The sequence below is a fragment of the Roseomonas sp. WA12 genome, from assembly GCF_054165765.1.
This window is the reverse complement of the sequence record NZ_CM135108.1, coordinates 4236883-4250649: the sequence shown is the minus strand read 5'-3', so window position 1 is coordinate 4250649 and position 13767 is coordinate 4236883. Positions and strand designations below refer to the sequence as shown.

General features: G+C 71.8%; 14 protein-coding genes. 5 read left to right on the top strand and 9 right to left on the bottom strand.

Annotated elements, in window-relative coordinates; all coding sequences use genetic code 11:
- Nucleotides 1-20 precede the first annotated feature (20 nt).
- On the top strand, nucleotides 21-617 hold the full coding sequence (locus ACVBD7_RS20135; RefSeq protein ID WP_458095024.1) for a gamma-glutamylcyclotransferase: 597 nt from the start codon (nucleotides 21-23) through the stop codon (nucleotides 615-617).
- Between the two features lie 312 nt (nucleotides 618-929).
- On the opposite strand, the gene ACVBD7_RS20130 is transcribed toward ACVBD7_RS20135, so the two are convergent.
- From ACVBD7_RS20130 to ACVBD7_RS20115, 4 genes are read right to left on the bottom strand one after another with little or no spacing between them, the layout of a single operon-like run.
- Entirely contained in the window at nucleotides 930-1658 is a 729-nt protein-coding gene (locus tag ACVBD7_RS20130; protein ID WP_458095023.1) for a lysophospholipid acyltransferase family protein, read from the bottom strand.
- A complete protein-coding gene (locus tag ACVBD7_RS20125) occupies nucleotides 1655-2641 on the bottom strand; it encodes a YdcF family protein (protein ID WP_458095022.1) in 987 nt (328 codons plus the stop codon). Before ACVBD7_RS20125 ends, ACVBD7_RS20130 begins: the two co-directional genes overlap by 4 nt.
- Before the next feature lie 17 nt (nucleotides 2642-2658).
- Nucleotides 2659-3543 (bottom strand): cell division protein FtsX, encoded by an 885-nt coding sequence (locus ACVBD7_RS20120; protein ID WP_458095021.1) that lies wholly within the window; start codon nucleotides 3541-3543, stop codon nucleotides 2659-2661.
- Nucleotides 3536-4513 (bottom strand): cell division ATP-binding protein FtsE, encoded by a 978-nt coding sequence (locus ACVBD7_RS20115; RefSeq protein ID WP_458095020.1) that lies wholly within the window; start codon nucleotides 4511-4513, stop codon nucleotides 3536-3538. Before ACVBD7_RS20115 ends, ACVBD7_RS20120 begins: the two co-directional genes overlap by 8 nt.
- A 165-nt stretch (nucleotides 4514-4678) precedes the next feature.
- On the opposite strand from ACVBD7_RS20115, the gene ACVBD7_RS20110 reads away from it, so the two are divergent.
- Nucleotides 4679-5113, top strand: coding sequence for a zinc-ribbon domain-containing protein (locus tag ACVBD7_RS20110; RefSeq protein ID WP_458095019.1), 435 nt, complete (start codon nucleotides 4679-4681; stop codon nucleotides 5111-5113).
- 88 nt (nucleotides 5114-5201) lie between these two features.
- Nucleotides 5202-6194: a Bug family tripartite tricarboxylate transporter substrate binding protein gene (locus ACVBD7_RS20105; RefSeq protein ID WP_458095018.1), complete on the top strand. Its 993-nt coding sequence runs from the start codon at nucleotides 5202-5204 to the stop codon at nucleotides 6192-6194.
- Between the two features lie 46 nt (nucleotides 6195-6240).
- Here ACVBD7_RS20105 and ACVBD7_RS20100 read toward each other — a convergent pair whose 3' ends face one another.
- On the bottom strand, nucleotides 6241-6810 hold the full coding sequence (locus ACVBD7_RS20100; RefSeq protein WP_458095017.1) for an ATP-binding protein: 570 nt from the start codon (nucleotides 6808-6810) through the stop codon (nucleotides 6241-6243).
- Nucleotides 6811-6888: 78 nt separating this feature from the next.
- On the opposite strand from ACVBD7_RS20100, the gene queC reads away from it, so the two are divergent.
- Complete coding sequence (gene queC, locus ACVBD7_RS20095; protein ID WP_458095016.1) at nucleotides 6889-7587, top strand: 7-cyano-7-deazaguanine synthase QueC; 699 nt, start codon at nucleotides 6889-6891, stop codon at nucleotides 7585-7587.
- Nucleotides 7588-7919: 332 nt separating this feature from the next.
- Here the strand turns inward: queC and rpsA are convergent, their stop codons facing one another.
- The 4 genes from rpsA to ACVBD7_RS20075 form a co-directional block, all read right to left on the bottom strand.
- Nucleotides 7920-9638, bottom strand: a complete 1719-nt coding sequence (gene rpsA, locus ACVBD7_RS20090; protein WP_458095015.1) for a 30S ribosomal protein S1 — start codon at nucleotides 9636-9638, stop codon at nucleotides 7920-7922.
- A gap of 228 nt (nucleotides 9639-9866) precedes the next feature.
- Complete coding sequence (locus tag ACVBD7_RS20085) at nucleotides 9867-10226, bottom strand: hypothetical protein (protein WP_458095014.1); 360 nt, start codon at nucleotides 10224-10226, stop codon at nucleotides 9867-9869.
- A gap of 179 nt (nucleotides 10227-10405) precedes the next feature.
- A complete protein-coding gene (locus tag ACVBD7_RS20080; RefSeq protein WP_458095013.1) occupies nucleotides 10406-12055 on the bottom strand; it encodes a UdgX family uracil-DNA binding protein in 1650 nt (549 codons plus the stop codon).
- The gene (locus ACVBD7_RS20075) at nucleotides 12048-13376 is read right to left on the bottom strand and encodes a putative DNA modification/repair radical SAM protein (protein WP_458095012.1); all 1329 of its coding nucleotides are present in this window, start codon (nucleotides 13374-13376) and stop codon (nucleotides 12048-12050) included. The genes ACVBD7_RS20080 and ACVBD7_RS20075 overlap by 8 nt, the downstream gene beginning before the upstream one ends.
- A 156-nt stretch (nucleotides 13377-13532) precedes the next feature.
- Between ACVBD7_RS20075 and ACVBD7_RS20070 the strand changes: the two genes are divergently transcribed.
- Nucleotides 13533-13760 carry a DUF4170 domain-containing protein gene (locus tag ACVBD7_RS20070; protein WP_458095011.1) on the top strand — a complete coding sequence of 76 codons (228 nt, stop codon included), beginning with the start codon at nucleotides 13533-13535 and terminating at the stop codon, nucleotides 13758-13760.
- Nucleotides 13761-13767 lie beyond the last annotated feature (7 nt).

The window sequence follows — 13767 nt, the reverse complement described above, 5'->3', positions numbered from 1 at the left end:
ATGTTAGCGGCTGCCGCATCATGACCGCCCAGCCCCATCCCACCACGATCGACCCGGCCGCCCTCGACCCCGCGCCCCTGCTGGACCCGGACGGCTCGCTCTACGTCTTCGGCTACGGCTCGCTGATCTGGAAACCGGGCTTCGCCTTCGAAGCCGCCCATCCCGCCCTGCTGCGCGGCTTTCACCGCCGTTTCTGCATCCGCTCCCACCGCTACCGCGGCACGCCGGAGGTGCCCGGGCTGGTGCTGGGCCTGGATCGCGGCGGTGCCTGCCGGGGCGTCGCCTTTCGCGTGGCGCCGGAGCGCGCGGCCGAGGTGCTCGCCTATCTTGAGGAGCGGGAGATGTCGGGCGATGTCTATCACCGCCGCCTCCTGCCCGTCCGCCTGCTGGACAGCGGGGCCACCCGCCGCGCCGTCTCCTTCGTGGCCGACCGGCGCTCCGGCGCCTATTGCGGCGCACTCGCCCCCGATGCCGCGGCCGCCACCATCGCCCGCGGCCATGGCGTGATGGGCCCCAACCGCGACTACCTGCTGAACACCGTCGCCCATCTACGAGAGCTCGGTGTGCGCGACGCGGGGCTTGACCGGATCGCCGCTCTTCTCACCACCGCGGGTTAGGCTGGGCGGAATCAACGACCTATCCCCGGGCGGTCATCCACACGCCCAACCCGCTGCGGCGCACGGGTCACGGGAGGGCTCCGAAAAGTTTTCCCGAAACTTATCCACAGACAAAGGGATTGACCGCGGCGAAGAGGCCTTTCCGCCCCCCCTTTGTTCTCCGGAATCCCGCGATTCCCGCAATAACCGGCTTATCACGTTGTTAAAACTAGCGATTTTGATATCCACAGCCGCATCACAGCCCCAGGAAACACAGACTCCACAAGGCTTTGCTGCGGACTCCTCCAGCACGACCGAAGCCGCGCCGTCCCGCTAGTCCACTAACTTGTCCACACCCCCGGAAAGCGCCGCCGAAGCCTCCCCCACCGCCGCCTCCGCCCGGCGCGTCAGCTCGGCCCGCGGCAGCCCGGGCGGGATCGGCGGCAGCACGGCGACCGTCAGAACCCCCGCCCGCTTGGTGAAAGCCCGCTTGCCCCAGAGCCGCCCGGAATCGGTCGCCACCGGCACCACGGGCAGGCTCGTCGCCCCTGCCATGGCCGCGAAGCCGGGCTGCCAGGGCTGCACCTCGCCGGGGGCGGAGCGCGTGCCCTCCGGGAAGATCACCACCTGGTACCCCGCCGCCGCCGCGTCCCGCGTGCCCCGCACCAGCCGCTTGAGCGCGGAGGCCCCACCCTCCCGGTCCACCGGGATCGAATGGACATGCCGCGCCATCGCCCCCCAACCGGGGATCCGAAGCAGCTCCTCTTTCATCACGTAGGCCGGGCGCGGCAGCAGCGCGTGCCAGACGATGGTGTCGAAGGCCGACTGGTGCTGCGCCGCGATCAGCGCCGGCCCGTGCACGGGCAGGTTCTCCGCCCCCACCACCCGCAGGCGGATGCCGCAGACCACCCGCAGCAGCCACAACACGATCCGCGCCCAGCCGCGCAGGTAGCGGTGCATCACATCAGGGTGGAAAGCCAGCAGCGGCAGCCCGAACAGCACCGTCAGCGCCGTGACGGTGAAGAACAGCAGGTTGAACAGGCCCGAGCGGATCGCCGTCATCGCGCCTCGCGCTCCCCTTGCCCATCCGCCGCCCGGCCAGGGGCTACCCGGCCGTCCTCCACTCGCCCGCCCGGTGTCCGGGCGCCGCCCTCGCCCGCCCGAACCTGGTCAGCTCGCACCGGCCCATCCTGGCCTGCCGTCCCCTGTGCCACCGCGTCCCGCCCTTCCTCGCCAGCCGCCCCTGCCTCATGCCGGGCGGCGCGGGGCCGCTCCGGTGCGCCCGTCACCCGCTCCACCAGCGCACGGCCACCCGGTGGCCGCTCGGTCAACGCAGAAGCCCCCAGCACGGCGCCCACCAGCTTCACGTATTCCCGAACCATGGGCAGCGGCCGGGCCAGCACCGGCTCCACCGGATGCGGCCGCAGCGTGACCTCCGGCAGGGCGCGCCCCAGTTCCAGCATTGCCCGCGGCATATGGAAGCCTGCCGTTACCACCGTGATCTCCCGAATCCCTGCGGCGCGCGCCCAGGCCGCCACCTCGCGCGCATTGCCCCGCGTGCTCGTCGCCTCATGCCCCAGCGCCAGCCGGGGCAGCAGCGGCCCCGCCTTCGGCACCGGCCCCCGGATGATCCGGAACAGATCCGCCGGCCCCAGATCCTGGCCCACCCCCGAGACGATCAGCCGCGCCTCCGGCCAGGCTGCCAGCAGCGCCAGCCCCGCCTCCAGCCGGTCCGCCCCGCCGGTCAGCACCGCGATCCCGGCCGTGGGCGGCCCGCCCGGCGCGGGCTCCGCGCCGCGGTGCAAGAACCACAGGAACCCGCCCGACCCCGCCAGCACCACCACGGCCATCGCCGCCGAGAGCCATGGCAGCCGCCGCACCAGCCGGCCCAGCGCGCGACGCCCCGCACCCCGGCGGCCAGGCCTCTGCCCTGCCCCCTGACTTTCCTCTTGGCCTTCCCCTTGGCCACCCGCCCCAGCCGGCACGCGCCCCGAGGCGCCGTCGCCATCCCCCTGGCCGGTGTGCTGCCAGACCGCCCGGGGCACCGCCCTCGCCAAACCCTTCACGGCAGGCGCCGCAGCCAGCGCCGCACCGTCGCCTGCGCCGTCCCCCAGCCGATCAGCGCCGCCACCGGCGGCAGCGCAGCCAGCGTCGCCCAGGGCAGCTGCCCCAGCACCCCGCCGGCCGGCATCTCCCCGCCCGAGAGAGGCAGCGCCAGCCCCGAGAGCGCCGCCAGCGCCGGCACGGCCAGCGCCGCCCCGGCCAGCGCCCCCAGCCCCGCCAAAAGCGCCACCCGCCGCGCGAAACGCCCGGCAATGGCGCGATCCGTCGCCCCCAGGTCGTGCAGCACGTCGATTGCCTCCCGCCGGGAGGCCAGCCCGGCCCGCGTCGCCACCGCGACAACCGCCACGGCCACGCCTGCCACCAGCGCCAGCACCGCCAGCGCCACCCCCTGCACCGAGCGCGCCAGGGCCGCCAACCGCGCCACCCACAGCCCGTGCGATTCCAGCTCCGCCCCCGGCACCGCCTCGGCCAGGCGCTCCGCAAGCCGCGGCAGGCTCTCCGGCGCCGCCGCCAGCCGCAGCTCGATCACCCCCGGAAGGATCAGCGAGGGCGCATCCCCCAGCCAGGGCCGCAGCAGCTCCGCCACCCGCTCCGCGCTCACCTCGGTGGCGCGCGCCACCACGGAATCGCCCCGCAGCACGGAAAGCGCCGTCTCCATCCGCGCCCGCGTCGGCTCGGGCACCTGCACCGTCACCGCCGCCGCCGCACCGGCCTGCCAACGATCCGCCAGGCTGTCCGCCCCTTGGGCACCGGCCAGGGCCAGCGCCGCCAGCAGGGCCATGGCCGCCACCAGCCCTGGCAGCAGCCGGTCCGACAGCGCCCGCCGCAGCCCCAGCGGGTCCCGCGCGATCCGCCGCCCGTTCGGGGACCTCCGCTCAGCCACGATCGCCCCCCAGCCCCCGCAGATTCGGCCAGATGCTCCGCCCGCGGCGCGGCGGGGCAGCGGGTGCCGGCGCCTCGGCGGCGTCCTCCGGCTCCTCCTCCTCCTCCTCGGGCAACAGGCCCGGCGGCCCCTCCTCCACCCAGCCCGCCTCCGGCTCCGGCGCGTCCAGGTCCAGCCGGAACCCCTCCGGCAGCGCCTCGGCGGGTGCCTCCGCATAGGGGTCCTCGGCCATCGATCCGGGCACCGCGCCGGGCATGTCGGGCACGCCCTCGCCCTCCCAGCCCTGCGGGGGGTCGAGCGCGACGATCCGCCCCGCCTCCACCTGCATCACATGGCCCGGATACTGCGCGATCAGCTCCCGCTGATGCGTCGCCACCACCACGGTCGCCCCCAGGCGGTTCATCTCGGCCAGCAGCAGCAGCAGCCGCCGCGCCTGCACCGGGTCCAGATTGCCCGTCGGCTCATCCGCCACCAGCAGCGCCGGCCGCGTCACCACGGCGCGCGCGATCGCCACCCGCTGCTGCTCCCCGCCCGAGAGCTGCTGCGGCAGGGACGCCTCCTTCCCCTCCAGCCCCACCCAGCGCAGCATTTCCGCCACATCCGGCCGCAAGCTCGCCTCGGCCCGCCCTGCCAGCCGCAGGGGCAGCGCCACGTTGTCGAAGGCGGTCAGATAGGGCAGCAGCCGGAATTCCTGGAACACCGCCCCGATCCGGCGGCGCAGCTTCGGCAGATCGGCCCGGCGCGCGCGGGAGAGCGGCACCCCCAGCACCTCCACCTCCCCCCGCGTCGGCCGCAGGGAGAGCTGCATCAGCCTGAGCAGCGAGGTCTTCCCGGCGCCGGAAGGCCCGGTCAGCCAGGTGAAGGAGCCCTGGGGCAGGGTGAAGGAAAGGTCCCGCAGCGTCTCCCGCTCTCCCGCTCCGCCACGGGTGGGATCGGGATAGCGCAGGCCGACCTGGCTGAAGCGCACCATGGCCGCGATGTGCCATGCCGGGCCGGGAAGCGATAGCGCCGCCTTGCCGCGAGGGGGCCAAGCGCCGCCGAAGCGGCGCGGAAAAGCGCAGCCACCATGGCCCGCCCTCCCGAAAGCGGGGCCGGGGACGTTGCCTTAACCCATTCCGGGCGATCATCCTGCACCATGCGCGTCGCCTGCCCCGAATGTGCCGCCGAATACGACCTGCCTCCGGCCTTCGTCGCCCGGCTGGGCGGGGGGAAAACCGTGCGCTGCGCCCGCTGCGGCACCACCTGGGCGCCGCCACCCCCCGCGGAACCGGCACCGCCCAACCCACCGCCCGAGACCCCACCCCCGGCGGCCCCGTCCTCCTCCGAATCCGCCCTTCGCTTTCCGAACCGGCCGCCGACCGACATGGCGCCGCCCCCATCCGCCCCGGAACCGCCCGCAGCCCCCGCCGGGGAAAGGGCCGACACATCCCGCTTCCTCGTCCTGGGCTGGGCCGCCTCCCTTCTGCTCCTCGCCGGTGCCGCCGCCGCTGCGTGGGTCTGGCGGATCGAGCTGGTGGAAGCCTGGCCCCCCGCCGCCCGCGCCTTCCTCGCCCTCGGCCTCGCCGGCTGATCTGCGGGACTGAAACCCGCCGCCCTGGCCCCCCGCTACCCCGGCACGCTACCCTCCGCCCAATACGAGAACGGAGGACCACACGGCCATGAACCGCCGCACCCTGCTGAACCTGCTTCCCGCCCCCGCCCTGCTCGCCGCCCTGCCCGCCCGCGCCCAGGCTCAGGCCCAGGCAGCCGGAGAGGAATGGCCCAGCCGCCCCGTTACCATCATCGTCCCCTTCGCGCCCGGCAGCTCGTCCGACATCGTCGCCCGCGCCATGTCCGTTCCCCTTACCCAGGCGATCGGCAAGCCCGTGGTGGTCGAGAACCGCCCCGGCGCCACCGGTGAGCTCGGCGCCCGCGCGGTCATCCGCGCGGCGGCCGACGGCCATACGCTGATGCACGCGCCCATCTCCACCTGGGCCATCAACGTCGCCCTCCGCCCCAACCTCGGCTACGACCCGGTCAAGCAGCTCGCCGGCCTCAGCCAGACCGTCCGCACCCCCAACGTGCTGGTGGTGAACCCCGCCCAGGTCCCCGCCAACGACCTCCCTTCCCTCGTCGCCTGGCTGAAATCCAGCCGCGCCTCCTACTCCACGTCAGGCGTCGGCTCCTCGGACCACCTGACGATGGAGATGTTCAAGCAGCTCACCGGCACGGACATCACCCATGTCCCCTATGCCGGCGGCGCACCGGCGACGACCGACCTCATCTCCGGCACCGTCCAGCTCTCCTTCCAGAACCTCGGCTCCATTGCGCCGCAGATCGCCGATGGCCGGGTGAAGCCCATCCTCATCACCGCCGAGACCCGCCACCGCCTGCTGCCCAACGTCCCCACCGCGGCCGAAGGCGGGCTGCGCGACCTCGTGGTCTATTCCTGGCAGGCGCTCGGCGGCCCCGCCGGCTTGCCGGAGGCGCTCGCCACCCGCATCCACGCCCAGGCCGCCGCCGCCCTCCGCTCGCCCGAGGTCACCCGCCGCATGGACGAGATCGGCTTCGAGGTGGTCGCCAGCACCCCCGCCGAATTCGTCGCGTTCCAGGCGGCCGAGATCGCCCGCTGGAAGCGCGTGGTGGAGGCCGGGAACATCACCCCAGCCTGACGCGCCGGCGGCATCCCGGGGTGGCAGCAGCCACCCCGGCACAGGCTCACCTCCAGCAGGGAGTCCCTGGCCGCTTCCCCGGCCCGATCGCCTCCGACACCGCACGCACCAGCACCGGCACGGGCACAGCCGAATCCAGCCGCAGCACCGGCGCAGCCTGGGATGACAGCCACGCCTCATGCGCCACAAGGCTGCGCTGCTCCGGCCCCGCACTGTCATAGGCGGTCGCCCAGGCGAGGAAGGCCGCGCTCGCCCTCTCCATGTCGCCGCCCGGCCCGATGCGCGCCCCATACCGCGCCACCTCCCGCCGCCGGATCCTCTCCATCCGAAGCGCCGGATCGAGCTGCAGGAAGACGATCAGGTCGTAGAACGGCTCGATCGGTGTCGCCCAGTTCATCGCCGAGCCCGAAAGCACCCAGTCCCCACCCGCCGGCAGGCTGCCGGCCAGCAGCGTCACGCGCTCGGCCAACGGTCGGGGCGTCGTGAAGGGAGGATCGGTCGCCACCCAGTAGTAGCGGTCGGAATCATGGTGCTCGAGCCCGAGCGCCTCTGCCACGGCCGCGCCGAGCGTGGTCGTCCCCGAACCGGACGCGCCGAGGATGTGGATGCAGGGCATGGCGCCCTTCTATCCCGCCCCGCCCAACCCTCCACCACCCCCATTCCCCCGGCCAGCGCCCCACCCCATAACCGGGCCATGCAGACCGAAGGCGCCCTCGTCCTCTTCTCCGGCGGCCAGGATTCCACCACCTGTCTCGCCTGGGCGCTCGACCGGTACCCCCGCGTCGAAACCCTCGGCTTCGACTACGGCCAGCGCCACCGCATCGAGCTGGACTGCCGGGACACCCTCCGCACCCGCCTCCGCGCGATGAACCCCGACTGGTCCACCCGCCTCGGCGAGGACCACAGCCTCGCCCTCCCCACCCTCGCCGCCCTCTCCGACACGGCGCTGACGCGCGACACCGAGATCGCGATGGCGGCGAACGGCCTGCCCAACACCTTCGTGCCCGGCCGCAACCTCCTCTTCCTCACCTATGCCGCGGCACTCGCCACCCGCCGCGGCCTCCGCCACATCGTCGGCGGCATGTGCGAGACCGACTTCTCCGGCTATCCGGACTGCCGGGACGACACCATCAAGGCCCTCCAGGTTGCCCTCAACCTCGGCATGGCCAGCAACTTCGTCCTCCACACCCCCCTCATGTGGATCGACAAGGCCGAAACCTGGCGCCTCGCCCAACAGCTCGGCGGCGACGCCCTGGTGCGCCTCATCGTCGAGGAAACCCACACCTGCTACCGCGGCACCCGCGGCCCCCTGCACCCCTGGGGCCATGGCTGCGGCACCTGCCCGGCCTGCGAACTCCGCGCCGCCGGGTGGCAGCGCTTCGTGGCGGACTGAGACGCGGGTGGCCCCCGGGAGGGAGAAGGAATTCTCCCTCCCGGACCCTCCCTCATCTTTTTCTGGGTTGCTGCCGCAGAATGCGGGGCTTGCGGTTCGCCGAGGGTCCGTGACCCTCGGCGTGGGACACTGCCGTTCGTGCCGCCTGAAATCACAGCCTACGGCGCCGCCCTTTGATCATCGTATCCGCGGCAGCCCGATCGCTGGGGTCCGGGGAGCCCGAGGCTCCCTGGCGGAGGGTCCGGGAGGCTGGCCTCCCGGGACAGACCACCACCAACGAAAAAGGGCCGCCCCGAAGGACGGCCCTCTCCCAATCTCAATCCCGAAAGGGATTACTCGTCCGAGGACAGGTTCCGGCGACGGATCGCGGCGCCCAGGATGTCGCCCAGCGAAGCACCGCTGTCGGACGTCCCGAACTCCTTCACCGCCTCGCGCTCCTCCTCGATCTCCTTGCCCTTGATCGTCAGGGCCAGGCGGCGGGCGGCGCGGTCCACGGCCGTCACCTTCGCATCGACCTTCTCGCCGATCGCGAACTTCTCGGGGCGCTGGTCGCCACGGTCACGGGCCAGCTCGGCGCGGCGGATGAAGCCGGTGAGGACCTCGTCCACCTTCACCTCGATGCCGTTCGCCTCGACCTTGGTCACGATGCAGGTGACGACATCACCCTTGCGCACCTTGTCCAGGACCTCGGCAGCCGGATCGGCCTCGAGCTGCTTGATGCCGAGGGAGATGCGCTCCTTCTCGATATCAACGTCGAGCACCTTGGCCTTGACCATGTCGCCCTTGTTGTAGTTCGCCATCGCCTGCTCAGGCGTGAGATCCCACGACAGGTCGGACATGTGGACCATGCCGTCGATCTCCGGGGCCAGGCCGACGAACAGCCCGAACTCGGTGATGTTGCGGATCTCGCCCTCGACGACGGAACCCGGGGCATGGGTCTCCATGAAGACCTCCCACGGATTGCCCTGCGCCTGCTTGAGGCCGAGCGAGATGCGGCGCTTCGGCTCGTCCACATCGAGGATGACCACCTCCACTTCCTGCGAAGTGGCGACGATCTTGCCGGGATGGACGTTCTTCTTCGTCCAGGACATCTCGCTCACATGGACGAGGCCCTCGACGCCCGGCTCCAGCTCCACGAAGGCGCCGTAGTCGGTGATGTTCGTCACGCGGCCAGAGAACTTGCCCTGCACCGGGTACTTGGCAGCCACGCCCTCCCAGGGGTCGGACATCAGCTGCTTCATGCCCAGCGAGATGCGCTGCGTCTCCGGGTTGAACCGGATCACCTGCACCTTCACGGGCTGACCGATCGTCAGCGCCTCGGACGGATGGTTGATCCGGCGCCAGGCGATGTCGGTGACATGCAGCAGGCCGTCCACGCCGCCGAGATCCACGAACGCACCGTAGTCGGTGATGTTCTTAACCACGCCGTCGAGAACCATGCCCTCCTTCAGGCCCTGGATAAGCTCGCTGCGCTGCTCGGCGCGCGTCTCCTCCAGCACCGCGCGGCGGGACACCACGATGTTCCCGCGGGCGCGGTCCATCTTCAGGATCTGGAACGGCTGGGGCGAACCCATCAGCGGCCCGACATCGCGCACGGGGCGGATATCGACCTGGCTGCCCGGAAGGAAGGCCACGGCCCCGCCGAGATCGACGGTGAAGCCACCCTTCACGCGCCCGAAGATCACGCCGTTGACGCGGACCTGCTGCTGGAACTGCTTCTCCAGGTTGGTCCAGGCCTCCTCGCGCCGCGCCTTCTCGCGCGAGAGCACGATGGAGCCGTCCCGGTCCTCATAGCGCTCGACGAAGAGCTCGATCAGGTCGCCCGGCTTCACCTCGGGCTTCTGGCCCTGGGCGGCGAACTCGCGCAGGGGCACGCGCCCCTCGCTCTTGAGGCCGACATCGACGACCGCGACGTCGTCATCGATGCGGATCACCTTGCCGGTGACGACCGACCCGGCAAAACCGGTGTCCGCGCCCAGCGTGGCGTCGAGAAGGGAGGCGAAATCCTCGCCGCCGGCATCCGGCCGGTCGAGGGTGGTGGCAGAAGCCATGTAGCGATGTGTTCCTGGATGGCCGCGCGCAACGCGCCGCCGGGGTCCTGCGCCCCATCCCCATCGCCGCGGCAAAGCCAGCGGCCGGAATGGCACGTCTTGCCCGGGAGCGCCGGGCCGAGGGGGGAAAGCACCCGGATACGGGTGAGCGACCGAAGGATGGCCCTCGGCTGCGATGCTGCGTTTACCCCAGCCGCCCGGGCCGATGCAAGCGTTCCGGCCGTGCCCTCAGGCCGCCGTCTCCTCCGGCCCCGCGGCCTCCGCCGCGTCCTCGGCTCCCTCCGGCCGGCTGCGGACGATCCGGCCCTCGGCATTCTCCGCCCAGTTCCAGCCCGGCGGGATGCGCACCCCGCGGCCATCGCTCCCCACCTCAACGGTCTCGCCCTTGCGATACGCGACCAAGCGACCATCCCGCCCCTCGGTCACCCGCGCCCTCGGCGGGACGGGAATGATGCGCCCATCCCCGCCCTGCTCGGCCCGGTACTCGCGCCGCACGGCCACGATCCGCCCATCCCGCCCCTGATAGCCCACGCTCCCTTCGGAGATCCGGACCCATACCCCGTCCGCGCCAGCCATCATGAGTTCCATCAAGGTCTCCATCGCCATGCCGCCACAGCCGATGCTCCTGGCCAGGCCGGAGGGAGAATGCCGGCAGACCTGCGCTTGCGGTGAAGCATTCCGCCGGCCAGCCACCCGTATCAACCCATTCGCCGCGCCCGGCGACCCCACCATTCCGCGCAGCGCACCCGCATGCGAGGCTGGCGCGCCTACCCTACCGGCAGCCCCCGCGCCGTCGCCGCCGCCTGGCCGAGATCCTCGACAAAGCGATCATACTCCCGCGCCTTCGCCTCCGGGTCGGGCAGCCGCAGCAGGTAGGAGGGATGCACGGTCGGGAAGAAGGGACGCCCCTCCGGATCACGCAGCAGCGACCCGCGCATTTTCGTCACCGGCATCGCCCGCCCCGAAACCGCCCTCAACGCCGTCGCACCCAGGGTCACGATCAGCCGTGGCTCCACGATCCCGATCTCCCGCTGCAGGAAGGGCCGGTAGAAAGAGATGTCGCCCGCATCCGGCGACTGGTGCAGCCGCCGCTTGCCCGTCGGCGTGAACTTGAAGTGCTTCACCGCATTGGTGACATAGGCCTCGCCGCGCGGAACCCCCGCCTCCTCCAGCGCCTTGTTCCACAGCCGCCCCGCGGGCCCCACGAAGGGCCGCCCGGCAATGTCCTCCTCATCCCCCGGCTGCTCGCCGATGAACATGAGCAGCGGGCGCTCCGGCCCCTCTCCCATCACCGGCTGCGTCGCCTGCGCCACCCAGGGCGGCAGGTCGTTGCGCGCCAGCAGGTCGCGCCGCAGCGCAGCCTGGGCCTCGGCGAAGTCCATCGGTTCGGTCAGCAGATCGGCAGCCATGTCCGTTCCAACGCCTGGAATCTGACGAGGCTGCGCCGCCTGCGAATGCCCTTCCTGCAAATGCGCGGGCAGATGCACCGCCCGCTGCCGCCGCGGTGAGGCCGGCGTCGCCCCCCGCGCCACCATCTCGGCCACCCGCTTCGGCGCCTCCGCCATCAGCCGGGGGATGTCCTGCGCCTCCGGCAGGTTGCGCCAGTACTTCTTCGGCATCTCCGCCCGCATCGCATCCGGCTTCAGCCGCGCGGGATTGAAGACCGAGGCGAAATAGGCCCGCCACAACCCCTCCGCCGCATCCTCCGCCGGCGCATCACCCCGCCGCGCCCCCGGCCCGAAGCGCACCTCCACCCCGTCCCAATGCGCCGAGACCTCCGGCGTCAGGATCGACCAGCGCATCCCCGCGAAGCGACGCACGAAGAACCCCGCCTCCGCGCGCAGGATGTGATGCTCCGGCTCGAACCAGGCGACGTAGCGAACCCCCGGCAAGCCCGGCGCCACCACCACCGCCGTCTCGCCCGCATCCCCCTCCTCCAGCGCGCCGAGATCGCGCAGCAATGGCGGTACGCCGAGCGCCGCCTCGGGCAGAGGCGCGACCGGCACCTCCCCCTCCACCCGAACCTCCCGGAAGCGGACAAAGGCGTGCATCTTGTGCGCGTCCCGCCGCACCGAACGCGCCATGGCATTGGCCCGCCCCACGGCCGGGTCCGCCGCATCGTCCAGCAGCCCGCGCTCCGTCTGCAGCCGGTGCAGCAGCCCGTGCAGCAACGCGAAGCGCTCGGGATCCCGGTGCTGCACCACCCGCCGCGCCAAGTCAGGAAAGTCCCTGGGCACCCGCGGCGCCGGCGCATCCGCGCCCGGTATTGGCGGTGCTCCACCCGCGAACAGCGGCACGGGATCGCCCGGCACCAGCCAGGCCACATCCTCAGGCGCCACCCCCGCCATCACCAGCGCGCGCGACGCCTCCCGCCAGCCCTCGAAATCATCCGGCGCGGCGAGCGCGACGCTAAACAACCGCCGCCCCGAACAGCGGAAGCTGCACCGGCCGCGCCAGCACCCCGGCGGGCATGATCGAGGCCCGCTCCGCCAGCCCGTCCTTCGGCAGCAGCAGCGCCCGCAGATCGGCCCGATCCAGCAGCCCGCCGCGCGGATGATGGTCCACCGCCGTGATGAAGGGCCCCACCTTACGCAGGTTCACCCGCAGCCGCGCCAGATCCGCCGCCCGGAAGGACCGCACGCGCCGCGAGGAGATGATCTTGTCCACCGTCTTCGCGCCCAGCCCCGGCACCCGCAGCAGCATCTCCCGGTCCGCCCGGTTCACATCCACCGGAAACACCGCGCGATGCTTCAGCGCCCAGGCCAGCTTCGGATCCACCTCCAGGTCGAGCATCCCGCCCTCCCCGCCCGACAGCACCTCCGGCGCGGTAAAGCCGTAGAACCGCAGCAGCCAGTCCGCCTGGTACAGCCGATGCTCCCGCACCAGCGGCGGCGCCACCGGCGGCAGAATCGAGGACGCATCCGGGATCGGCGAATAGGCCGAGAAATACACGCGCCGCAGCTTGTAGGACCCGTAGAGCGTCGCGCTCGTTTCCAGCACCGTCGCATCCGTGGACGCATCCGCCCCCACAATCATCTGCGTGGACTGCCCCGCCGGCGCAAAACGCGGCGCCACCCCGCGACGCCCGCCGGCCACCGCCACCTTTACCTGCGCGGCCTCGGCCCGCGCCTCCTTCGCCTCGTCGATCCGCGCGCGCAGCCCCGCCATCGCCACCCGAATCTGCCGCCCGTCCTTCTCGGGGGCCAGCGTCTTCAGGCTGCCCGCATCCGGCAGCTCCACATTGATCGACAGCCGGTCCGCATGCCGCCCCGCCTCCGCCAGCAGCGCGGGATCGGCATCCGGAATCGTCTTCAGATGGATGTAGCCCTTGAAGCCATGCGTCTCCCGCAGCTCCCGCGCCACGCGCACGATCTGCTCCATCGTGTAGTTCGGAGACCGGATGATGCCGGAGGAGAGGAACAGCCCCTCGATGTAGTTCCGCCGGTAGAAGTCGAGCGTGAGATCCACGATCTCCCGCACCGAGAACCGGGCCCGCCGCACATTCGAGGACGCCCGGTTGATGCAGTAGGCGCAGTCGAACACGCAGGCGTTCGTCAGCAGCACCTTCAGCAGCGAGATGCAGCGTCCATCCGGCGCATAGGCATGGCAGATCCCCATGCCCTCGGTGCTGCCGATCCCGCCATCCCGGCTGTCCCGCTTCTCGGTCCCTGAGGACGCGCAGGACGCATCGTATTTCGCCGCATCCGCCAGGATTTCGAGCTTCTCGCGCAGCTCCATGTCGGGCCCTTCCGGCTGGCCCTCGGATATAGGCTCACCTCCGGAATCAGCAAGCACAAAGCACGAACGAACCGCCCGATGTCACACCCGCGCCGCTTGGGGAATCGCCGCCATGGCCCTATGTGCTGCGGCGAATCATCGCCGAGCCGGATATCCATGCCCGACAACACCTACCCCCAGCTCCACTTCATCTGGGGCGGCATCTTCACCGACGCGAGCTTCTCCACCCTCGAGCCCGGCTCGGAGGAAAGCTACGGCCCCTTCCACGACGTGAAGACCGCCGAGCGCACCTGGAACGAGAAGGCCCGCCGCAACATCGATATCGCCAATCACCGGCTGTTCGTGATCAGCGTTCCCCGTCCGGGTGGCATGCGCACGGCTTGAAGGTTGG

What these genes read in the sequence shown, in the direction of transcription:
- ACVBD7_RS20135 (WP_458095024.1), top strand. Translation starts at nt 21, where the DNA reads ATGACCGCCCAGCCCCATCCCACCACGATCGACCCGGCCGCCCTCGAC.
- ACVBD7_RS20130 (WP_458095023.1), bottom strand. Translation starts at nt 1,658, where the DNA reads ATGACGGCGATCCGCTCGGGCCTGTTCAACCTGCTGTTCTTCACCGTC.
- ACVBD7_RS20115 (WP_458095020.1), bottom strand. Translation starts at nt 4,513, where the DNA reads ATGGTGCGCTTCAGCCAGGTCGGCCTGCGCTATCCCGATCCCACCCGT.
- ACVBD7_RS20110 (WP_458095019.1), top strand. Translation starts at nt 4,679, where the DNA reads ATGCGCGTCGCCTGCCCCGAATGTGCCGCCGAATACGACCTGCCTCCG.
- ACVBD7_RS20105 (WP_458095018.1), top strand. Translation starts at nt 5,202, where the DNA reads ATGAACCGCCGCACCCTGCTGAACCTGCTTCCCGCCCCCGCCCTGCTC.
- ACVBD7_RS20100 (WP_458095017.1), bottom strand. Translation starts at nt 6,810, where the DNA reads ATGCCCTGCATCCACATCCTCGGCGCGTCCGGTTCGGGGACGACCACG.
- queC (WP_458095016.1), top strand. Translation starts at nt 6,889, where the DNA reads ATGCAGACCGAAGGCGCCCTCGTCCTCTTCTCCGGCGGCCAGGATTCC.
- rpsA (WP_458095015.1), bottom strand. Translation starts at nt 9,638, where the DNA reads ATGGCTTCTGCCACCACCCTCGACCGGCCGGATGCCGGCGGCGAGGAT.
- ACVBD7_RS20085 (WP_458095014.1), bottom strand. Translation starts at nt 10,226, where the DNA reads ATGGAACTCATGATGGCTGGCGCGGACGGGGTATGGGTCCGGATCTCC.
- ACVBD7_RS20075 (WP_458095012.1), bottom strand. Translation starts at nt 13,376, where the DNA reads ATGGAGCTGCGCGAGAAGCTCGAAATCCTGGCGGATGCGGCGAAATAC.
- ACVBD7_RS20070 (WP_458095011.1), top strand. Translation starts at nt 13,533, where the DNA reads ATGCCCGACAACACCTACCCCCAGCTCCACTTCATCTGGGGCGGCATC.